The sequence below is a fragment of the Pseudomonas sp. URMO17WK12:I6 genome, assembly GCF_003253625.1.
Classification (GTDB): Bacteria; Pseudomonadota; Gammaproteobacteria; order Pseudomonadales; family Pseudomonadaceae; genus Aquipseudomonas.
This window is the reverse complement of record NZ_QKYZ01000002.1, coordinates 63,912-84,631: the sequence shown is the minus strand read 5'-3', so window position 1 is coordinate 84,631 and position 20,720 is coordinate 63,912. Positions and strand designations below refer to the sequence as shown.

Annotated in this window: 17 protein-coding genes and 2 pseudogenes; 13 read left to right on the top strand and 6 right to left on the bottom strand. The window is 59.6% G+C overall.

From position 1 onward, the window contains the following. Nucleotides 1-196: 196 nt before the first annotated feature. The 10 genes from F475_RS04040 to F475_RS03995 all read left to right on the top strand — a co-directional run bounded on the left by F475_RS04040 (nucleotide 197) and on the right by F475_RS03995 (nucleotide 12,077). Nucleotides 197-1,189 (top strand): transporter, encoded by a 993-nt coding sequence (locus F475_RS04040; protein WP_064617557.1) that lies wholly within the window; start codon nucleotides 197-199, stop codon nucleotides 1,187-1,189. Between the two features lie 54 nt (nucleotides 1,190-1,243). Further along, entirely contained in the window at nucleotides 1,244-2,425 is a 1,182-nt protein-coding gene (locus tag F475_RS04035; RefSeq protein ID WP_111453190.1) for an MFS transporter, read from the top strand. Between the two features lie 62 nt (nucleotides 2,426-2,487). Then, nucleotides 2,488-3,939 carry a carotenoid oxygenase family protein gene (locus F475_RS04030; protein WP_111453189.1) on the top strand — a complete coding sequence of 484 codons (1,452 nt, stop codon included), beginning with the start codon at nucleotides 2,488-2,490 and terminating at the stop codon, nucleotides 3,937-3,939. Nucleotides 3,940-4,255: 316 nt separating this feature from the next. Beyond that, nucleotides 4,256-5,107 carry a fumarylacetoacetate hydrolase family protein gene (locus tag F475_RS04025; RefSeq protein WP_028940727.1) on the top strand — a complete coding sequence of 284 codons (852 nt, stop codon included), beginning with the start codon at nucleotides 4,256-4,258 and terminating at the stop codon, nucleotides 5,105-5,107. A gap of 3 nt (nucleotides 5,108-5,110) precedes the next feature. After that, the gene (locus tag F475_RS04020) at nucleotides 5,111-5,932 is read left to right on the top strand and encodes an IclR family transcriptional regulator (RefSeq protein ID WP_028940728.1); all 822 of its coding nucleotides are present in this window, start codon (nucleotides 5,111-5,113) and stop codon (nucleotides 5,930-5,932) included. Nucleotides 5,933-5,956: 24 nt separating this feature from the next. Then, complete coding sequence (locus F475_RS04015) at nucleotides 5,957-7,603, top strand: bifunctional 3-(3-hydroxy-phenyl)propionate/3-hydroxycinnamic acid hydroxylase (RefSeq protein WP_111453188.1); 1,647 nt, start codon at nucleotides 5,957-5,959, stop codon at nucleotides 7,601-7,603. Between the two features lie 24 nt (nucleotides 7,604-7,627). Further along, nucleotides 7,628-8,476 (top strand): VOC family protein, encoded by an 849-nt coding sequence (locus tag F475_RS04010; RefSeq protein WP_111453187.1) that lies wholly within the window; start codon nucleotides 7,628-7,630, stop codon nucleotides 8,474-8,476. Nucleotides 8,477-8,551: 75 nt separating this feature from the next. Beyond that, nucleotides 8,552-10,030, top strand: a complete 1,479-nt coding sequence (locus F475_RS04005; RefSeq protein ID WP_111453186.1) for an aldehyde dehydrogenase family protein — start codon at nucleotides 8,552-8,554, stop codon at nucleotides 10,028-10,030. Nucleotides 10,031-10,118: 88 nt separating this feature from the next. Further along, nucleotides 10,119-11,096, top strand: coding sequence for a helix-turn-helix domain-containing protein (locus tag F475_RS04000; RefSeq protein ID WP_018928944.1), 978 nt, complete (start codon nucleotides 10,119-10,121; stop codon nucleotides 11,094-11,096). A 216-nt stretch (nucleotides 11,097-11,312) separates the two neighbouring features. Continuing rightward, on the top strand, nucleotides 11,313-12,077 hold the full coding sequence (locus F475_RS03995) for an ABC transporter substrate-binding protein (protein ID WP_064617548.1): 765 nt from the start codon (nucleotides 11,313-11,315) through the stop codon (nucleotides 12,075-12,077). Nucleotides 12,078-12,106: 29 nt separating this feature from the next. Here F475_RS03995 and F475_RS03990 read toward each other — a convergent pair whose 3' ends face one another. From F475_RS03990 to F475_RS03975, 4 genes are read right to left on the bottom strand one after another with little or no spacing between them, the layout of a single operon-like run. After that, nucleotides 12,107-13,642, bottom strand: a complete 1,536-nt coding sequence (locus tag F475_RS03990) for an amino acid ABC transporter permease/ATP-binding protein (protein WP_111453185.1) — start codon at nucleotides 13,640-13,642, stop codon at nucleotides 12,107-12,109. Between the two features lie 49 nt (nucleotides 13,643-13,691). Then, entirely contained in the window at nucleotides 13,692-14,489 is a 798-nt protein-coding gene (locus tag F475_RS03985; RefSeq protein WP_064617543.1) for a transporter substrate-binding domain-containing protein, read from the bottom strand. Between the two features lie 26 nt (nucleotides 14,490-14,515). Further along, nucleotides 14,516-15,565, bottom strand: coding sequence for an isopenicillin N synthase family oxygenase (locus F475_RS03980; protein WP_111453184.1), 1,050 nt, complete (start codon nucleotides 15,563-15,565; stop codon nucleotides 14,516-14,518). Further along, a complete protein-coding gene (locus F475_RS03975; protein ID WP_111453183.1) occupies nucleotides 15,558-16,415 on the bottom strand; it encodes a sugar phosphate isomerase/epimerase in 858 nt (285 codons plus the stop codon). The genes F475_RS03980 and F475_RS03975 overlap by 8 nt, the downstream gene beginning before the upstream one ends. Before the next feature lie 652 nt (nucleotides 16,416-17,067). Between F475_RS03975 and F475_RS03965 the strand changes: the two genes are divergently transcribed. From F475_RS03965 to F475_RS30575, 3 genes and pseudogenes are all read left to right on the top strand, one after another. Beyond that, entirely contained in the window at nucleotides 17,068-18,366 is a 1,299-nt protein-coding gene (locus tag F475_RS03965; RefSeq protein WP_371924230.1) for a methyl-accepting chemotaxis protein, read from the top strand. Between the two features lie 86 nt (nucleotides 18,367-18,452). Further along, complete coding sequence (locus F475_RS03960; protein ID WP_064621261.1) at nucleotides 18,453-19,010, top strand: hypothetical protein; 558 nt, start codon at nucleotides 18,453-18,455, stop codon at nucleotides 19,008-19,010. Between the two features lie 113 nt (nucleotides 19,011-19,123). Then, a pseudogene (locus tag F475_RS30575) lies at nucleotides 19,124-19,219 on the top strand (DeoR/GlpR transcriptional regulator); the annotation flags it as partial. 4 nt (nucleotides 19,220-19,223) lie between these two features. Here the strand turns inward: F475_RS30575 and otnI are convergent. Continuing rightward, nucleotides 19,224-20,006 (bottom strand): 2-oxo-tetronate isomerase, encoded by a 783-nt coding sequence (gene otnI / locus F475_RS03950; RefSeq protein WP_111453180.1) that lies wholly within the window; start codon nucleotides 20,004-20,006, stop codon nucleotides 19,224-19,226. Between the two features lie 21 nt (nucleotides 20,007-20,027). Continuing rightward, nucleotides 20,028-20,627, bottom strand: a pseudogene (locus tag F475_RS03945) (transporter); the annotation flags it as partial. Nucleotides 20,628-20,720 lie beyond the last annotated feature (93 nt).

The following is a 20,720-nucleotide window of genomic DNA, read 5'->3' as shown; positions in this document are numbered from 1 at the left end:
TCGTTGGTGCACTGACACGATGTGCAGAATGTGGGACAAGCCCGCCCCCACAGGTTTCGCGTTGCCCCCCCCCTGCATCATGGCGCTCTCAGTCAACTCTGGCCGTTGTGCTCAAGCATCACGAACGTTCGGGAATTAAAGTCGAAGTGCCAGGGGAGCTACCCCGGCTCACAATTCCAAGAATAGAGCCACTTCGATGAGCCTGAAAAAATCCCTGCCAGTATGCCTGGCACTCAGCTTCGCATCGCTTGCCGTACCAGCAGCAGAGGGCCCTCCACCACCGTCGGTGAGTGAACCCAGCGGCATCAATCTGGGCGGCACCAGTTTCTACGACGGTTTCGCGGGGCCGCCCGGTCTGTCCCACCTGACCTATCTGAAATTCAGCACCGCACGCAGCATCAGGGACAATGCAGGCAAGGATAATGGCGCCTTCGACAATCCGAAGATCAACGTCATCTCGCTGATCAACCAACTGAGCTATTACTCACCCGACACCATCGGCGGTGGTGCACACCTGGGCTGGAGCTTATTGGTGCCCATCATCTCCCTGGACGGTGACTTTGGCGACAACGGTGCCAAGCTCCAGGATAACGGCACAGGGCTTGGTGATGTCACGGTAGGGCCGCAGATCCAGTTCGACCCGATCGTCGACGCCCACGGCAGGCCCGTGTTTGTACAGCGTCTGGCTTTCGACACCATCCTTCCAACCGGCAAATACGATAAACATAAAGACCTGAACCCAGGCTCCAACTACTTCTCTCTGAACCCTTACTGGGCCGCGACCTGGATGCCGGCGCCTCGTTGGGAAGTGAGCTGGAGGCTGCACTACCTGTACAACTTCAAGAACAACGATCCGGCGAGCAGTTCGACGCAACTTTTCGAGGGCCAGCCTGTGCGCGACACCCGGGCAGGACAATCGGCGTGGGCCAACTTCACGGCCTCGTATGAAGTGGTCCCCAACGTATCCGTCGGGATCAACGGGTACTACTTCAGGCAAATATCAGATGACGAGGTTAACGGAGGTCGGCTGAGCAACTCTCGGGAAAAGGTGTTGGGCATTGGCCCGGGCCTGTTCTGGAAAATCAGCGATGGCCAGGGCTTCTGGTTGAACACCTATAAAGAGACCGGCGTCGAGAACCGCGCGCAAACGGATTACGCCGTCCAGATCCGATACGCCCACACATTCTGACCGATGTGCGCCCACTCGTGCATGAGCGGGCCCTTTTACCCGAGGTGATGTTTCATGAACGCGCTCGACTCCATTGACAGTAAAAAATCATTGGCCGCTATCTGCCTGATGATGGTCATTTCCTTAGGGACGTTGCAAATCCAGCCTATTCTGGGCGGAGCCTTTATCGACCAACTCGGTTTGCCACTGAATGCCATCGGCGCCATTTTTGCGGCAGAACTGATTGCGATGGCCGTCGCCTGCGGCGTTTGCGCCATGTTGATGGCCAGCGTCGACCGGCGCCGCTTTGCCCTGATTGCCTTGCTGATGCTGGTACTCGGCAATCTGGCCAGTGCTCAACTGCATAACCAGGGGTTGCTACTGATCTGCCGAATGATATGCGGCGCAAGCGGTGGCGCGGTCATGGCCGTTGTCTACGCCACCGCAGCCCTGCGCACATCCAAGGATTCGACGTTCGCGGTGATAAACATCGGCAACCTGCTCTGGGGGATGCTGCTTGTGAGTTCCATGCCGGTGATTCTGAAATCATTCGGCGTGGCCGGGGCGTTTTATCTCTTGGCCATCGCCAGTGCCCTGGCGATGGTTGGTAGCTGGAGAGTGCCGAGGAGCTACCCCGAGGCACATCGGGCAGCGAGCGGCTCGGTCCCGCCTTTCGGGCTCACATCGATCTTACTGCTGATGCTTTTTACGCTGCTGTTTTTTGGCCATTCCGCACTGTGGGTTTATCAAGAGCGCATTGGTAAAGGCATTGGCCTGGAGCCGCAACAGATCGGTGCAATACTGGGGGGCAGCATCCTTGCCGGTGCCCTTGGAGCGGCACTGGCCGGACTTATCGGCAGACGCCTTGGGTTGCTGTTTCCGCAGCTACTGAGCTTCGGCACGGCGCTGATTGCGACTCTGGTCATGGTCTATGGCAATACCCCTGTCGCATTTGCGGTCACTGCCTGCCTGATCCATGCAGTATGGTTTTTCAGCCTGCCTTACTTACTGTCCATGGCGGCCGAGCTGGACCCTTCCGGCCGACTGGCCGGGCTGGGTAACGCCGCGATTTTCGTTGGTCAGGGGCTCGGCCCGTTTGGCGCGGCACTCGTGGTAGGCGAAGGGCAATTCCGCGCCGTCGGATGGCTGGCGGCCTCGGCCTACCTGACAGCCCTGGTTATCTCGTGTCTGCTCGTTGCACGTTTTCGTCGTGACGCGAAGCCTTGCGCAACAGCACTGTCGCCTCAGTCGACCTGACCTGATATCAAACAGGAACCCCGTCAATGAACAATCGATACCCACCTTCAGAGGTTATGCCAATGACCACCCCGTTTCCCCAAACCCCTGAATTTTCCGGCGCGCTCTATGCACCCAGTCGGGTAGAAGCCGAGGTGTTCGACCTGGAGATTGAAGGCACCCTTCCCGCTTCTATCCGTGGCGTTTTTTATCAGGTTGCGCCAGACCCGCAATACCCGCCGATGCTGGGCTCGGATATTTTCTTCAATGGCGACGGAATGGTCAGCGCGTTCTACTTTGCCGATGGCAAGGTGTCGATGCGACGTCGCTACGTAAAAACCGACCGGTTGATGGCTCAGCGCCGCGAAGGTCGCTCGCTCAATGGAATCTATCGCAACGTCTACACAAATGATCCACTGGCGGCGAAGAACAACACCACCGCCAATACCAGCGTTGTCGCTCATAACAGTGTGCTGCTTGCACTCAAAGAAGATGCCATGCCCTGGGCAATGGATCTTGAAACACTGGAAACCCTCGGCGAGTGGCATTTTGACGGGCAGATCGAATCAGCGACGTTCACCGCCCACCCCAAGCTCGACCCGGTAACAGGAAACCTCTTGGCCTTCAGCTACGAAGCCAAAGGTGACGGCACACCTGACCTGGCCTATTTCGAACTGTCGCCCGACGGAAAGCTGTTGCACCAAATCTGGTTCCAGGCGCCGTACGCGGCCATGGTTCATGATTTCGCGGTGACTGAACACTACGTGGTGTTCCCGCTGATTCCGTTGACGACCGACCTCGAGCGTATGAAGAAAGGTGGCCAGCATTTCCAATGGCAACCCGATCTGCCTCAGCTCTTCGCCGTCGTACCACGCAATGGGCGCGCGGAGGACGTTCGATGGTTCAAGGGCCCCAAGGACGGTTTCCAGGGCCATACGCTCAACGCGTTCGATGAGGGCGACAAGGTTTACGTAGACATGCCGGTCACCGGCGGGAATATCTTTTACTTCTTTCCCCAGGCCGACGGTCATGTCCCGCCACCCGAAACACTGGCTGCCAGCCTGATGCGCTGGACCTTCGACCTGACCAGCACGCAGGAGGACATGCAACCGCAGCCATTGACGGATTACCCCTGCGAATTCCCAAGGTGCGATGACCGCTACATCGGTCGAAAATATGAGCACGGCTTTGTGCTCGCGTTCGATCCTGAGCGCCCGTACAACCCGGCGAATGGGCCGATTCCGTTTCAATTCTTCAATCTGCTGGCCCATGTGAACCTGAAAACAGGCACCACCGATACCTGGTTTCCCGGTGACAGCGGATGCTTCCAGGAGCCCATTTTCATTCCGCGCTCCCCTGATGCGCAGGAGGCGGATGGCTACGTCGTTTCCGTTCTCAATCACATCGCCGACGGTCGCAGCGAGCTTGTAGTTCTGGATTCTCGTGACATGGAGAATGGCCCCATTGCACGAATCAAAGTGCCGTTCCGGATGCGCATGTCGCTACATGGTTGCTGGGTGCCGAGCAAACAATGAAACCATGGGCGGCCCACTGAAATGACAGGAAGCCTGTGATTCACCAGGCCGGGATACGGCCCCTGCCCTGACCTTCCAAACACTTCACTGTCTCGTATTGCCTGTTCCGGAGGGTCGGCAAAATGCTGCCAAAAATACATAAAAAAGCATAATTCCTGCATTTTGGGATTTTTAATAAATCCCGCTTTACAGGATTAATCTCCACAACTAGATTGAACCTCAACCGCCGCGGCTTACCTGCCGCCATAGCTGCATGAGCAGTGCCGAGCTTCTTTGCTCCCTGCGCATGCGCTGATCCTCTATCAAGGAGCACTCAATGAAACTCGCGAGCTTTATTGTTCAAGGCCGTAGCACCTACGGCGTCGTCGATGGCGAGCATGTCATCGATCTGGAGTCGGTCAAGCAAACCTTCGGCACCGATCTCAAGCAGGCTATCGCCAACAATCGCCTGGCCGAACTGAGCCACGAGGTCCTCGCGAGCCAGCCTCGTATCCCATTGGCTGAAGTAACTTTTCTACCCGTCATCCCGAACCCGGGCAAAGTGCTGTGCATTGGCATCAACTACGCCACACACGTACGTGAAACCGGTCGTGAGATGCCGACCTACCCGATGATTTTCACTCGTTTCGCTGACAGCCAGACTGCCCACCTGCAACCCATCGTTCGCCCGAAGGCCTCGCACAAGCTTGATTTTGAAGGCGAGCTGGCGGTGGTGATCGGTAAACCGGCGCGTCACGTCAAGCAAGCCGACGCGCTGGACTATGTCGCCGGTTACGCCTGCTACAACGACGGCAGTGTCCGCGACTGGCAGAAACACACCATTCAATTCGTGCCGGGCAAGAACTTCCCGAACACCGGCGGCTTTGGACCTTGGCTGGTCACCCGCGACGAGATCGGCGATCCGCAGGACCTGGAACTGACTACCCGTCTCAATGGCGAAGTCATGCAGCACACCAGCACCAGCGACATGATTTTCGATGTCCGCGCGCTGATCGAATATTGCTCCACCTTCACCGAACTGGCCCCCGGCGATGTGATTGTCAGCGGCACCACCGGCGGCGTCGGCGCGTTCCGTGAACCGCCGGTATGGATGAAACCGGGCGATGAAGTCGAGATCGAAATTTCGCGAATCGGCATCCTGCGCAACAGCATCGTCGACGAGCAGTAAGCCATGGCCACACTACGCGAATCAGAACAATTGCCGGTGCAGGATATCGACAGTAAAGGTTCTAGCCTGGAGCGCATGCTGCGGGTACTCGATCTGTTTACCGAAGAGAGTCCGATCTGGGCTGTCGATGACATGGGCGGTGCATTGGGGTTTACCCGTTCAACCATCTACCGCTATGTGCGCGAACTGGCCGAGGCCAACTTGTTGTTTCAGGTCGGGGCCGGACGTTACGCCCTGGGCGCGAGAATCATTACCTGGGACCGTCAGTTGCGACTGAGCGACCCTTTGGTGCGCGCCGCACAATCATTGGAGCCAAGCCTCCCACGCTGGAGCGAGCAGCAGATCTGGCTGATCTGCCGCCTGTTCAAGGACCAGGTGGTCTGCATTCATCAATACGGCGATTTGTTCAGCGAGGTCAGCTACTCACGCGGCTCACCGAGGCCGTTGTTCCTGGGCGCGACCTCCAAGGCCATCCTCGCCAACATGACCTCGCGTCAACACAGCCAACTCTTCCTGGAAAACCCCGATGAGGTGCGCGCCAGCAATCTTGGTCAGACCTGGGAACAGTTCCGCCGCTCGCTGCAGCGTCTTCGTCATCAGGGCTATGTGGCCAGCGCCGGCGAAGTCGACGCTGGCGTCTATGGCCTCGCCGCTCCGATCTTCGATGGCGATGGCAAAGTCGTCGGCAGCATCAGCTGCGTGCGCCCGATTCAGGAACGTGACAGCACTCAGGAAGAACAGCAAGGACAGCAGGTCCTCGCCCTGGCGCAAAACCTGTCGCAACTCATGGCTGCACTCGCCAACCGCCCCAAGCCATTGGACTGAGCCATCCGGAAGGGAACAACAACAATGACACCCCTCAAAAAAATCAGTACACACGTCTTGATCATCGGCGCCGGGCCCACCGGGCTGACCCTGGCCAACTTGCTTGGCCAAGCCGATGTGGACACCTTGATCATTGATCGCAAGCCGAACACCGTGACCGAGCCGCGGGCCGTTTCGATCGATGACGAATCCTTGCGCACCATGCAGGCCGTCGGACTGGATGAAGCCGTGTTGCGAGATGTAGTGCCGGGCTATGGCGTGCACTACTTCACTCGGCCCGGTGGCCGCTGCTTCGGCAAAGTCGAGCCCACCGGCAAGTTGTACGGGTTCCCCAAGCGCAATGCATTTCGCCAGCCACTGTTTGAACACACCCTGAAAATGGGCCTCGAGCGCTTTGCCAACCTGAAGGCCCGGTTCAGCCATGAGCTGCTGGAATTCAGTCAGGATAAGCATGGCGTACGCGCATTGATCCGTGACGCAGACGGCGAAACTGTCGAAGTCCATGCGGCCTATCTGGTCGCCTGCGACGGTGGTCGTAGCCCGGTGCGCAAGCAACTCGGAATCGAGATGGTTGGCTCGAGCTTCTCCTCGCGCTGGCTGGTGGTCGACACTGATCAGGATGACGATCCGTTCTGGCAAACGCGTGTGTACTGCGATGCACGCCGTCCCGTCGTTGAAGTACCCGGCCCCCACCGCACACGCCGCTTCGAGTTTCTGCTCAAGCCGGACGAAACCGATGAGCAGGTACTCGGCGATGCTCGCCTGCAAGCGTTGCTTTATCCCTTCAAGGGCAACACCCCGGCGTCCATCGTGCGCAAGACCGTTTATACCTTCCACGCCCGGGTTGCCAAACGGTGGCAAGTGAACCGCGTGTTTCTCGCCGGCGATGCCGCGCATCTGACCCCTCCCTATGCCGGACAGGGCATGAACAGCGGTGTTCGCGATGCCCATAACCTGGCCTGGAAACTGATCGGCGTGCTGAAGGGAAAAATGGCTGAAACGGCTCTACTGTCTTACGAAAGCGAGCGTCGCGATCACGCCTGGGCATTGATCAGACTGGCCTTGAACCTCGGCGTGGTCATGGCGCCGGCAACTGTCTTGCGCGCTCGTTTGATCAGCGGTGCATTTGCTTTGATCGGCCTGCTGCCGCCGTTGCGGGACTATTTCCTGCAAATGCGCTTCAAGCCTAAACCCCGATTCACCAAGGGGCTGGTACTGATCGAAGGCAAAGCCGGGAAACTGTCCTGCGGACACATGTTCCCTCAACCGATGCTCACCGATGTTCAAGGCCAGGAAATTCTGCTCGATGACTCGATCGGTGCCGGCTTCGCCTTGATTCAGTACGGCGACCACAGCCGCCAACGCATCGACGAACTCCAGCATGGCTTGTGGTTCCACCTCGAAGCCAAGCGCATTCTGATCCTTCCCGAGCCTGTCAAAAACATGCCTTCGATGCCTGGCTGCACGGTGCTTCATGACCGCCAGGGTTTGCTCAAAGAAATACTGGGCGATTCAAACACGTTCTTGCTGCTGCGCCCGGATCGCTATATCGCCGCCATTTTCGATAAGGCCGGCGAAACAAAGGCTGCCGAATCTTTGCAGTTGCTGTTCGGCATCGCACAGGCGCGAAACCAAAAAGCCGAATCAAGCATCGCGCCAGTCTTTCCCTGAATTCTTAAAGCCACGGAGGTGTTTATGCAAACCCTACAGACCTGCACCCCTGCACGCCTGTGCTACCTGCATCTGGCGAGCAAAGAGCCGCAACGACAAATCGATTTCTACCGGCGCATGCTGGACATGGAAGGCCTGGCACAGCCCGATGGCAGCTGGATACTCAGTGGCCCGCAACGCGCCATGCTCGTATCGCCCGCCGACCACAGCGGCCTGCTCGCGGCGGCCTATGACCTGGGCGATCAGGCTCGGCTGGGAGAACTGCGCGCTCGCCTGAACGAGAACGGCTGTGCTGTCGAAGACATCGACTCGCCGTTGCTCGAACCGGATGCCTTTGTGCTTCGTGACCCTCAAGGCCGACAAACGATATTTGGCGTGTCCCGCATTGATCCCGGTGTCGACCGTCAAGGCATGCCGGGCCGCTTGCAGCACGTGGTATTCCAGACCACTGAACTGGAAGCCATGATCGATTTCTACGTCAATAAGGTCGGGTTTACGGTATCGGACAATGTCGTCGACGAGCAGACCGGCCAGCTCATGACGTGTTTTCTGCGCTCCGACGATGAGCATCATTCGCTGGCGTTTTTCCGCGGTTCGAAAAACGAATGGGATCACCACTGTTACGAAACCAATGAATGGAACGACATCCGTGACTGGGGTGATCGCTTCGCCAAGGAACGTATAACCCTCTTTTTCGGCCCCGGCCGACATGGCCCTGGCAACAATTTGTTCTTCATGGTGGTCGATGCCGATCGCAACCGTCTGGAGTTTTCCGCCGAACTCGAAATAACCGATGCCGCCCGCCAACCCGGTGTCTGGCCTCAAGAGGAATACACGCTCAATTCCTGGGGACGCGCCTGGATCAGGAGCTGAGCAGTTTCTACAGACAAGGTTTTGCATCATCCATGTCCTTAATCGACGCGGCCACCTGCCTCCAAAGGTAAGACTATGACGACTCAACATTTGCCCCTCTACGCCATCAATGGCGACCAATACATCAATGGCACCTGGCGCGCAGGTCGTTCCTCGCGGCGCCTGGATGACCGCAACCCCTTCAATGGCGAGCAACTGCTGGAAATGCCACTGGCCTCGATTGCCGATCTCGACGATGCCTATCAGGCTGCATATCGTGCGCAAACAGCGTGGGCACAGCTGCATCCGACACAGCGCAGCGCGCAACTGGAGAAACTCGCTCACGTCATCCTGAACCGCCGCGATGAAATCATCGACTGGCTGATACGTGAGTCCGGCAGCACGCGCATCAAGGCGAGCATGGAATGGCAGTTCACCCTGAACCTGGTGCGTGAGTGCGCAACGTTGCCGATGCAGGTTGAAGGACGAATCCTGACAAGCTACAAGCCCGGTGAACAGAGCTTTGTCTTCCGTGAACCGCTGGGTGTTGTCGGGGTGATCAGCCCATGGAATTTTCCGTTGTACCTGAGCATGCGTTCGGTGGTCCCGGCACTCGCGCTTGGCAACACAGTGGTGCTTAAACCCGCCAGCGACACGGCCGTAACAGGCGGCCTGCTGATTGCTCATTTGTTCGAAGACGCAGGCTTCCCGGAGGGTTCGCTCAATGTCGTGGTCGGTGCAGGTTCGGAGATCGGCGATGCCTTCGTCGAACACCCGGTGCCAAGCCTGATTTCCTTCACCGGCTCAACCGATGTCGGTCGCAATGTCGGCCGGATTGCGACTGGCGGCAAACACATCAAGCGCGTTGCGCTGGAGTTGGGCGGCAATGCTCCACTGGTGGTCCTGGATGATGCGGATATTGATATAGCCGCGCACGCAGCAGTGGTCGGGCGTTTCCTGCATCAGGGCCAGATCTGCATGAGCGTCAACCGGGTGATCGTCGACCGCTCGCTGTATGCGGACTTCACCGCGCTGGTGGTGGAGCGAGTGCGCAAGCTCAAGACCGGCGACCCGGCCCACGCAGACACCGTGATCGGGCCGGTGGTCAATCAGAACCAGCTCGATGGCCTGTTGCGTAAAATCGATGCCGCCGAGAATGCGGGCCTCAAGCGGTTGTGTGGCGGCCCAGCGTCCGGGTTGGTGTTGCCTGCGCATGTCTTCGGTGAAGTCGGGGTCGATCAGGAACTGGCACGTGATGAAACCTTCGGGCCGTTGCTGCCGCTGCTGATCGCAGAAAACGAAGCGCATGCGTTGGAGTTGGCCAACGCCAGCGAATATGGCCTGTCCAGCGCGGTATTCACCCGGGACATGGCCCGAGGCTTGAACTTCGCCCGTGGCATCGTGGCCGGGATGACCCATATCAACGACATCACCGTCGACGACCAGCCCAATGCGCCCTTCGGCGGCGAAAAGAACTCCGGCCTCGGGCGTTTCAATGGTCACTACGCCCTGGATGAATTCACCCGCGCCCATTGGGTCACCTGGCAACCGGGGAGCCACCACTACCCTTTCTGATTCTTGATCGATACTGACCGGACTAAAATTGGGCAAGTGTTGACCCATTTGCCCAATCAACAAAAACAATAAGAAAAGAGGCGAAAAAATGAGTCATTTAGCCTGTGTGTCCACCGATCAGGTTGTTCGATCCGACCGGCTGATGAAGTGGAAAGAGTTCATGAGCGATCACTTGGGTCGCACGCCGGACTACATCAAGCGTCTGGAGTCGACATTCATCGACCCGTTGCATAACAGCAACTTTCAAGGTCGGCTGGAATATGGCGATCTGGGTCAGCTCGGCTTCTGCCGCATGACCGCCAGTGCCCATCGCTACTCACGCCATCTGAGCAAAGCGGTCGACTCACCCGATACGCCGCGCATGCTGATTCTGCAGATCGCCGGCGTCAGTCATTTCGAACAAGGTCGGCACTGCAGCGCATTAGCGCCTGACGAGATGCTGTTGGTCGACAGCGGCCAGCCCTTCAGCGTCACCAGCACTCAAGGTTGCGAACATTTTATCCTGCTCTTCAAGGGGCCGGCCCGACAGCCACCGCAAGCGGGCGATGTTCACCTGAACGGGCGCAATGGATTGGGCCGCATGTTGATGCATCTGATCAGTGATGCGTACAGCCAGTACCCACTGCTCAACAATCATTCGGCCGAACTGATCGGCAACAGCATCGTGGGGCTTCTGGATAACGCCCTGAAGAACAAACAGGAAGAAAAACAACTCGAACACGATTTCCGCTTCTTCAAGCAAAACCGCCTCAAGGCGTATATCGAGCGCCACCTGGCCGACCGCGACCTGACCATCGAGCGCATCGCCAGCGTCGAGCAATGCTCGGTGCGCAGTTTGCACCGCGCATTTCAGGAAGAGCTCGGCTGCAGCATCAGCGAATACATCTGGCAACGGCGCCTGTCGCGCTGCGCCGAAGATCTGCGCAGCCGGGAACATGCCCATCGCTCACTCACCGACATCGCCTTTGCCTGGGGCTATGGCAGCAGTGCTCATTTCAGCAGACAGTTCAAATCGGCATTCGGCATATCGCCCAAGCTGTTCCGCGATACCCAGGCCCGATCCTGACGCCACCTGCTGCTCGCCCATTGTGATGCGGGTGCACAACAGGTACTGGCCCCGCACAACACATTCACTTGGGAGGTAGATGTGTCCCGCTACAAAGTCTGCGTAAAATACGGCGTCGATGCCGAATCCAATACAAAAACAGACTCATCATCCCTGTGATCAATACCACCGGTGAATTGTGGCTCCCCCCTACTTTCAATGCCTGAATGATCAACCATGAGCGGGAGTTCACGGATCTCAACTGCCCGTACAAAGACGCTTTGCAGGTTGTGCCTGTCGATCTCGCTGCTGATTGCCTGTCACGCGAGTGGCGCGCCCTTGCCGCTCGAACTGTATATCCCGGACGCTCCACCCCTGACGTTCGTCGATGGCTCCAAAGGCCACGGCATGGTCGGCGAGGCCGTGATGACCGCCATTGCCAACGCCGGCTATGTCGCGCATGTCCATGTGCTTCCCTGGGCCAGATCGCAGAAACATGTCAGCGAGACTCAGGACATCCTGATCGCCCCTTTGTCACGCACGCAGGAACGTGAAGATCGCTTCACCTGGATCGCGCCGATCATGCCCATGGAGCGTGCTTTTTTCAGCCTTGACCGGCCGGTGAGCAGCTTCGAGCAAGCGAAACAAACCTACCGGGGGATCGGCGTCGGCCTGGGCAGTGCGCAGGAGGAAATCCTCCGTGAACAAGGCTTCAGCGACGAGCAGATCCACCCCCTGACCATTGGCGACAACCCCGCGCAGATGCTCTTGAAAGGTCGCATCGATGCCTGGTTCAACGGTGTCCCGGAGAGTCGATACATCTGGCCGAAAGTGTCTGAACATACACTGCACATGAGCCCCGTCATGAGCAGTGTGGACCTCTACCTGGCTTGCTCGAAGCAGTGCTCCGCCCAACTGGTGCAAGACTTGCGCGCGGCGGTTGAAACGCTTCGCGATGACGGCACCCTGGCGCGCATACAAAAGCGCTATTTGTCGCCATAGGAATTCTGAGGGCACACGGCTAAACCCATTCAAGGCAGGCATCCCTCCTCCTCTGGCACCTGCAATCCCATGAACCGCCGCACTCTATGAGCCTCGGGCTGCTCGCGGATCGCCTGTGGCGAGGCATCCAGCTGAATGTGGCCGTTTTCCATGAAGATCACCCGGTCGGAAATCGACAGGGCAAAATCCATCTCGTGGGTGACAATCAGCAAGGTCATGCCTTCGCGGGCCAGGTGGCTGATGACCGCGAGTACTTCGCCGACCAGCTCCGGATCCAGCGCCGAGGTCGGTTCGTCGAACAGCAGGATATCCGGGTCCATGGCCATGGCCCGGGCAATCGCCACGCGTTGTTGCTGGCCGCCGGACAGTTGATGCGGATATTTGTGGACGTGTGCCAACAGGCCGACCTTGTCGAGTAACTGGCAGGCGCGTTGCTCGCTCAACACACGACCGACACCGTGATAACGGGGAGCGAGGCTGATGTTGTCCAGCAGTGTGCGGTGCGGGAACAGGTTGAAGCTCTGGAACACCATGCCGATGCGCCGTACGCCCTGACGAATCCGACGGCTATCCGGTTTGTCCCAGGCATTGATGTAGCCCTCGCCGAACAACAGGATTTCGCCCTGATCGATGCGCTCCAGGCCATTGACCGTACGAATCAGCGAAGTCTTGCCGGAGCCGGACGGGCCGATGATCGAAATCACCTGGCCACTTTGCACCTTCAGGTCGATGCCCTTGAGCACATGATGATCGCCGTAGCGTTTGTGCACACCCTGCAGTTGCAGGGCCGGGGCGGCGCCTTTGGATGGCGGCTTGAGCTTGCTCGATAGAACAGGCGCCAGACTGTCACGCAGCGCTTGTGTCGAGGCGCTGTCGAGGGTTTGCGGTGTCCGCAGGTTGAGGTCCAGGTAGTGTTCCAGACGCTGCAGGGCAAAGCCGAACAGCGTAACGATCAGCACGTAGTACACACCCACCGCCGCCAGGGTTTCCATCACCAGGAAGTTCTGCGCATACAGGCGCTGGCCGACGGTCAACAGTTCGGTCAATGAAATCACCGAGATCAACGACGTCAGTTTGACCACCGTGATGTATTCGTTGATCAAGGTCGGCAGTGAGATACGAAAGGCCTGGGGAATCACAATCAGCCGTTGCAGACCGAACAGGCCGATTCCCAGGGCGCGGCCGGCTTCCTTCTGGCCCTTGGCGACCGAGATCAGTCCGCCACGATGAATTTCGGCCATGTAGGCGGCCTCAGTGACCACCAGCGCCAACAGGCCGGAATAGAACGGTACCGACAGCACCGGCCCGGCACCGGGCAGCAACTGCGGCAGGTTGTAGATGAAGACCACCAGCACCAGCAGCGGAATGCTGCGAAAGAACCAGATGTAGAGTGACGCCGGCAAGCGCAGCCAGGGCGAGCCGGACAGCTTGGCTGACGCCAGGATGAAGCCCAGCAACATCCCCAGGAACCAGGCCAGGGCGCTCAGTTCGATGACGGTCAGGCTCGCCGCCCAGAAGTCAGTCTTGGAGAACAGCGAAATAAGGTAAGACCAGTCGAATTGCATAGACACCTCGTGCACGCCGCGCCCTCGACCGAGGGCGCGGCTTCAGCCATTACTCGGAGACCGGTTCCAGGTCGTACTTTTTGAGAATGGCGGCGTACTCGCCGTTGGCTTTGCTGTCAGCCAGGGCCTTGACCAGCGCCTGATAGGTTGCCTCGGCGTCTTTCTTCACGTAGATGCCCAAGGTCTGCGGGTAAACCAGTTTCTGCGAGCTGACCACGACCCGCCCGTTGGTGCGCTGGGCGATCATGTGCGCGGCACCGGCGATTTCCACCTGGGCCTGGATGTTCTTCGACAGCAGCGCCTGCGTCACTTCGGGAGCCGAGGGGTATTCGTTGACGGTGATCGCGCCTTTGTTGTTCGGCACGCAGTAGTCGCTGGACAACTGGTTGAACTTGGCGACCCAGGTGGTGCCCTGCTCCAGGCCGATCTTCAGGCCGCACAAGTCCTCGGGAACCTGCGGGCTCAACTCACTGCCCTTGGGCACCATGATCGCCGCGCCGGTATTGGCGTAGGCGATAGTGCGGGCCTGGAGCTGGCGCTCGGGGGTGATGTACATGCCGGAAATGATCGCGTCGTAATGCCCGGCGTTGAGGCCGTTGATCAGATTGGGGAACTTGGTGTCGACGAAGTTGGCCTTGACGCTCATCGCCTTGGCCAGGGAGTGGGCCAACTCAGGATCAGAGCCGACCACATTCTTGTCAGCGTCGTAGGACTCGAACGGCGGGTAAGTGATTTCCATACCGACTTTCAACACACCGGGGGTCGCGGTGCTGGCGAAGGCGGTGCTGGCGCAGAACAGGCTGGCGGCGAGCAGGCTCAGTCGGGTCGAGGCGCAATGGATTTTCATGGTGGGAAGCTCCGTGGGTTGTTTTTTTAGGAATGAGAGGGGGTGTTCTTCAGGTGGCCGAAACTCGATGGTTTTCGGGCCCGGGACGGCAACTCAAGCTCGCCGTTCTCCACGCGTTTGCGCAGGTACTGGTAGGTCTGTAAGGCCTGGCTCCACATGTGTTCGCCAATCGCCAGCGCCTCGTACTCCCGGTCATCCCTGGCGAAGGCCGGCAGCGGCTTGATCAGCGTGTGATAGTCGCAGGCGTAGAACAGCGGGAAGCTGTAGCGCTCCTGCGCGACCTTGCGCACCCGGTGGGCAGTGGCCACAAAGGCACCCGCGGTCATGACTTCCAGCATGTCGCCGATGTTCACCACGAACGCGTCGGGTAGTGGTGGCGCGTCGATCCACTGCCCCTGATCATTGAGCACCTCCAGCCCCGGTTGATCGGCGTGCAGGATGGTGAAGCACTCGTAGTCGGTATGCGCGCCGATGCCCGGAGCGTCGACGACATCGGCATCGAAGGGATAATGGATCAGCCGCAATTTGGAGGGCGGGCGAGTCACCAGCGCGTCGAAGTAGCCCTCCTCCAGCCCCAGGGCCAAGGCGAAGCCATCGAACAGTCGGCGGCCTAGCGCGAACACCGCCTGATAGTAGTTTTGTACCGCGTTCTGGAAGCCCGGCACCTCAGGCCAGTGGTTCGGCCCCAGCAACGGCGTACGGTTGAGAAACAGTGGGTCATCCGCTGGCACTTCGAAGCCGATATCGAACGCTTCTTTGTGATCCGGCTTGCCCTTGGAATACACCTCCTCGCCTTCGGGCACGAAGCCCTTGTGGCTTTCCGAGGCGCCGATGTAGTGGCGCATCTTGGCGTCCAGCGGTTGCGCAAAATAATCCCTGGCCGCCTGGCGCAGGCCCTCGATCAGCGCCGGATCGATGCCGTGCCCGGTGATGTACAGAAAGCCCACATCGCTGGCGGCGCGGCCCAGTTGCTCGGCCACGGCCAGGCGGTGCTCCAGTTCGATGCTGAAGAGCCCGGCGATGTTCACCACCGGAATGCTGTTGAAGTTGGCTTGGGTTGGCGAGGTGCTACGCATGGCGGGCTCCTTCACGGGTGAAACGGTCGAAGTGTTCGCGCTCGGTCCGGGCCATCCACTGGTTCAAGGTCCAGAGGTCGGCCACCGGCATGTTGGTGAAGGGCAAGTGGTGCAGATAACCGTCGGCACCGAACTCCGGGGTCAAGGTGCTGACCGGGTAGCCACGTTCGCGCTGAGCGGTCCAGACGGCCTCCCAGTGGCGCTGATGGAACGCCAGTTCACGGGCATATTCCGGTGCGGCGGGATGGGGGACTTGCGGGCCTTGGTCGTAGCCGACCCGAGCCTGGATGTGATGCACGCGTTCAACGAAGGCCGAAAGATCGTCGGCCGGATCGTCCAGCAGTCGCTCACAGCACACCACCCAGTGGCTGATGTCACTGGTGAAACGCAGGCCCGGCAGTTGGCGGATCAGCTCCAGGGTCACCCAAGGGCTGTAAAGGGAACGGGCGCGATGGGTCTCGAAACTGCAGAACACGCCATGCCTGGCGGCCAGTTCCATGGCCTGGCCGAAGAATTCGACCTGCAATGCCTGCGGCCAGCGGTCGTTGCCTGCCAGCAGATTGACGAAACGTGGGGTCAGCTCCGAGGCCCAGCCCAGTTTGCGATCAATGTCGGCCAAGTGTTGGGTGGGCGTGGCGTTCTGGTCGGGCAATACATCGTAGGCACTGAACAGTGTGCAGATGTAGGGAACTTGATTACTGCGCAGGAAAGCGCCGAACTCGCCACGCTCATCGGCCTGCAGTGGCAGGCGCGCTTCGAGGCCATCGAAGCCGGCGGTGAGCAGTTCATCCAGGGCCTGCGCCTTGCTGGCGGTATAGCCCCATAACGTGCGGAAAATTTCTAGCTTCATGCATTCCTCTCGGCTGCGTCAGGCCACCCGCTATTGGGCTGGCGTTACTGGGCAGTCGAAAGAAGTTGCTGCGGGCCGCGGCTCTGATGGCTGCGATCCCGTGTGACGAATCCTAAGGCTACGGCGACAAGCGATTGAATAGGCTGCAGCAAATAGTTAGTTCAGAAATTCATGAACTAACGATGCCGGATTTTCTCGCGTTGTGTAAGCCGCAATGCGATCCGTAGCAGCTGTCGAGCCTGCGCTCGCTGTAGCAGCTGTCGAGCTTGCGAGGCTGCGTTCGCTGTAGCAGCTGTCGAGCTTGCGAGGCTGCGTTCGGCTGCGAAGCAGTCGTAAAACCAGAGCTCGCGATGTGTCAGGCAGACCACATCAGCCGGACTCACGACTGCTTCGCAGCCGAACGCAGCCTCGCAGGCTCGGCAGCTGCTACCAAGTGTGCGCCCGGTGCGGATGGGCACGAACCAGAACAGAGCACAGCGACGCAGCCATTCCCGCGACTGGTGCGTTGCTCGTCTGTGCTGCCCTTCGCAACCCTGTAGCCATCAGGTGCAATTCTCCTTCCACCGCGGGGTGACAGGCTGATCCGTTGTCGAGCACAAAGGCTGGCAAACAACTTGCTTGGGCTCTGTTCAAGCTTGAGCCATCAACACCGATGGTTTGGCAAACATCTCGGACAACGGCGTCCGCTCCCCTGCCCATTGCGGCAGGAGAGCGTGCGCCGTTTTTGCTTTCATCCCGGCATCAGAAGGAAATCCTCATGTCCGCTCAAGGAATGCACCCACCGGGTCACGCCATCGTTCATCTGCACAGCGATGGCGGCACATCGCACCCGGCCGGCACATCATTCGCCAAAGCCTTGTTCGAACCCGGCATGGCCCTGCTCGAACGCAGCAGGATCGGCTTCTGGCTACCGCTCGGTTTAGCCCTCGGCGCCTGTGGTCTCGCACTGGCCGAACAGCCCGCAAGCGCATTGGCCCTGATACCTGGCGTGCTGTACCTGGGATGCGCCTGGCAGCTGCGCGAGCGTCATCAACGCCAGCTACAGATATTCTGGGACACGGAACTCGCACAACTGCTGCGCAGTTCCCGGGATGCCGACCCCGCGACGCTGCTGGTGACCGCCAGCTTGCAACTGCGCAACAACGAACGCTTGCGCAGCGAAGTGCAGTTCGCCAGCCGTGCCCTGGAGCAGATGGCCCAACAGGCCCGCGACCAGGGAGCGGAACAGAGCCAACGCATCGCGATGATCGCCGCCGCCAGCGAACAGATCGATCAGACCCTGCACAGCATCGATGCCTTGGCCAAGGGCGCGCTGGCAGCCTTCGCCAACGCTCACACCCAGAGCGAAACCGGTTGCCTGGAGGCGCGCTCAGTGGGTGACAGCATGCGCGCCATTCAGCACCGCCTGGGCAATACCGCGCATACCGTGGACGCGTTGCTGCAGCGCACGACCGCCGTGGAAAGCACGGTCAACAGCATTCAGGCATTGGCCAAACAGACCCAGTTGCTGGCGCTCAATGCCTCCATCGAGGCGGCCCGTGCCGGCGAGCACGGGCGCGGTTTCGCCGTGGTCGCCGATGAGGTCCGCAGCCTGGCCCAGGCCACCGACCGGGCGACCCATGAAATCACTACCGCCGCGACAGCGATCGCCATGGCCGTGCGCCAGGTGGATGGCGAGGTCAAGGAACACCGCGATCTGCTGGCCGCCGGGAGTGAACAGAGCGAGCAGCTCGCCGCCAACCTCGACGACCTGGCGCAACATAGCCAGAGCAATCTGCAACACCTCGGCGCCATGCAACAGGCGCTCAGCGAGCATCAGCTAGCCAATCATGCCCTCAGCGAACAGTTGCAACAGGTCAATGGCGCGGTACAGGAACAGAGCACGCAAACCAATGCGCTGCACGACCTGACCCGTTATATCAACCAGCTCACCGTCGGAAGCCGCCCATGAATCCAGCACTCGCCACAGCATTCGACGATGGGCCATCCCGCCAAGTCCGTCTGCCGCAGGGTGACACCGGACTAAGGCAGGCGCTGTTGCTGGGTCTCGACCTGCTGCAAGGACTACAGCAACATCGCGGTCTCGGCGGACAAGTCACCCGCGAGGCGCAACAACGTTGCCAGGCATTGGGGCACGCGCTCGACCAACGCTGGAGGGAGTGGCCGTATTCCGCACAGTGCCAGGCCTGGGGCGCGTTACGTCGCGACCCGGCGGATTTCGATGGCCATTGCCGATTGCTGCAGGACCTGCTCGGCGCCATCCAGCACCTCGAACTGCAACGCTGTGCGCTCAGCCTGGCGCGCCCGAGCATCGCCGCGCGCTGCTGGGAACTTGAAGAGCTGGGACGACTGCGCGGGCTGTCGGTACGCGCCGCCGCCCATCGAAGTTGCCCATTGGAAATGCTGATTCAATTGCAGTACCTGCACGAACGCTTGCTCAAGCACGCTCCCCATTCGCTGCACACTGCGCTCGAACAACTGCAACGCTGCCTGATCGGGACAACCACCGTGTCCATCACCCCGGCGCAGTGCTACGCCCTCCTCACCCCATTGCTCGACGAACGCCTGGACGCTATCCGCCGGGATCTGGATTGAGGCTGCCGTCACCAGAACAGAGATCCGCAACAGCTCGTTCCTTTACCGTAGATTCGCTACTATGTTTGCACCGCTTTCCTTGTCGGCGGATTTCTTCACTCTGGAGCCAGAATGCCATCCTCAGCGACGACGCACTGACTCCTGCCGCGGCCGATAGCATCCGCAAACAGGGTGTCGAACTGCTGTTGCCTTCCGATAACAACCTGTAAGGCGTTAGCGCGCCTTCCAGTCCCGCAGCCACTGCAAGCCGGCCGACGTGTTGCCACGGGGCCGGTATTCGCACCCTACCCAGCCGTCATAACCCAACTGGTCGATCAACTCGAACAGATAGGGATAGTTGACTTCGCCCAGGTCCGGCTCATGTCGATCCGGTACGCCGGCGATCTGGATATGACCGATGCCGGCGAAATCCCGACGCAGTTTAGTGGCCAGGTCACCTTCGACGATCTGGCAGTGGTAGCAATCGAACTGAACCTTCAGGTTACCGGCGCCCACTTCCTTGCAGATGGCCTGGGCCTGATCCTGGCGATTGAGGAAAAAGCCCGGCATGTCGCGCGTATTAATCGGCTCCAGTAGCACCGTGATGCCGGCCTTGGCAGCCTGCGCGGTGGCATACGCGAGGTTCTCCAGGTACACACCGTGGTGCCGCGGCCGATCACTTTCCGACGGTAGCAACCCGGCCATCACATGGATGCGCGAGTTGCCCAGCACTGCGGCGTATTCCAGTGCGCGATCGAAACCGCTGCGAAATTCACTCTCCCGGCCCGGCAACGATACCGTGCCCCGCTCGCCTGCCGCCCAATCGCCGGGCGGTGCGTTGAACAGCGCCTGTACCAGGCCGTTGTCGCTCAGGCGTTGTTTGAGTTCCTGGGCGCTGTAGTCGTAGGGGAACAGGTACTCCACCGCTTCGAAACCATCGGCGGCCGCGGCGGCAAAGCGATCCAGAAACTCATGTTCCGAATAGAGCATGCTGAGGTTGGCAGCAAAACGAGGCATGGTAGCTCCTTGGACAGAAGGTTAGACAAACGGCCAGATCAGCAAGGTAATACCGAAACCCAGCGTGCCGAGCAAGGTGGTCAGCACGGTCCAGGTACGCAGGCCGTCGGCCACGTTCAACCCGGACAGTTTGGTGAAGATCCAGTAACCGGCGTCGTTGATATGGGACATGGCCAACCCACCACCGCCCATGGCCAGGCACAGCAGCGCCATGTGATTCGCCGTGAGGTTGAGGGTCGCGATCAACGGGCTGATGATGCCGGCAGTGGTCACCAGCGCCACCGTGGTCGAACCCTGAACCGCACGCAGCAGCATGGTCAGCAGAAAGCCCAGCGCGAGGACCGGCAGACCGGTGGTGCGCAGCAAATCGGAGACCACCGCACCGATGCCGGTGTCCACCAGCACCTTGCCGAACACACCGCCGGCACCGGCAATCAGAATCACCATGGCCACACCTGGCAAGGCCGAACCGATCACGTCAGACACCTGGGTACGGCTCCAGCCCCGACGCGAACCCAGCAACCAGGCACACAGCAAAGTGTCGATCAGCAGCGCCACCAATGGCGCACCGAGCACGGTCATGATGCCGCGCAGGAGCGAGTCGGCCGGCAGCTGTGAAGTATTTTTTCAAAATAACATTTTTTAACATCAGCTCAGGGCATCCGTCGACGCAGGTGAAAAAGTCAGATTGCCATCAGGCCGCCTTGCAAAAAC

Coding starts and splice junctions, on each gene's coding strand:
- F475_RS04040 (WP_064617557.1), top strand. CDS start 197: ATGAGCCTGAAAAAATCCCTGCCAGTATGCCTGGCACTCAGCTTCGCA.
- F475_RS04035 (WP_111453190.1), top strand. CDS start 1,244: ATGAACGCGCTCGACTCCATTGACAGTAAAAAATCATTGGCCGCTATC.
- F475_RS04030 (WP_111453189.1), top strand. CDS start 2,488: ATGACCACCCCGTTTCCCCAAACCCCTGAATTTTCCGGCGCGCTCTAT.
- F475_RS04025 (WP_028940727.1), top strand. CDS start 4,256: ATGAAACTCGCGAGCTTTATTGTTCAAGGCCGTAGCACCTACGGCGTC.
- F475_RS04020 (WP_028940728.1), top strand. CDS start 5,111: ATGGCCACACTACGCGAATCAGAACAATTGCCGGTGCAGGATATCGAC.
- F475_RS04015 (WP_111453188.1), top strand. CDS start 5,957: ATGACACCCCTCAAAAAAATCAGTACACACGTCTTGATCATCGGCGCC.
- F475_RS04010 (WP_111453187.1), top strand. CDS start 7,628: ATGCAAACCCTACAGACCTGCACCCCTGCACGCCTGTGCTACCTGCAT.
- F475_RS04005 (WP_111453186.1), top strand. CDS start 8,552: ATGACGACTCAACATTTGCCCCTCTACGCCATCAATGGCGACCAATAC.
- F475_RS04000 (WP_018928944.1), top strand. CDS start 10,119: ATGAGTCATTTAGCCTGTGTGTCCACCGATCAGGTTGTTCGATCCGAC.
- F475_RS03995 (WP_064617548.1), top strand. CDS start 11,313: ATGAGCGGGAGTTCACGGATCTCAACTGCCCGTACAAAGACGCTTTGC.
- F475_RS03990 (WP_111453185.1), bottom strand. CDS start 13,642: ATGCAATTCGACTGGTCTTACCTTATTTCGCTGTTCTCCAAGACTGAC.
- F475_RS03985 (WP_064617543.1), bottom strand. CDS start 14,489: ATGAAAATCCATTGCGCCTCGACCCGACTGAGCCTGCTCGCCGCCAGC.
- F475_RS03980 (WP_111453184.1), bottom strand. CDS start 15,565: ATGCGTAGCACCTCGCCAACCCAAGCCAACTTCAACAGCATTCCGGTG.
- F475_RS03975 (WP_111453183.1), bottom strand. CDS start 16,415: ATGAAGCTAGAAATTTTCCGCACGTTATGGGGCTATACCGCCAGCAAG.
- F475_RS03965 (WP_371924230.1), top strand. CDS start 17,068: ATGGTTTGGCAAACATCTCGGACAACGGCGTCCGCTCCCCTGCCCATT.
- otnI (WP_111453180.1), bottom strand. CDS start 20,006: ATGCCTCGTTTTGCTGCCAACCTCAGCATGCTCTATTCGGAACATGAG.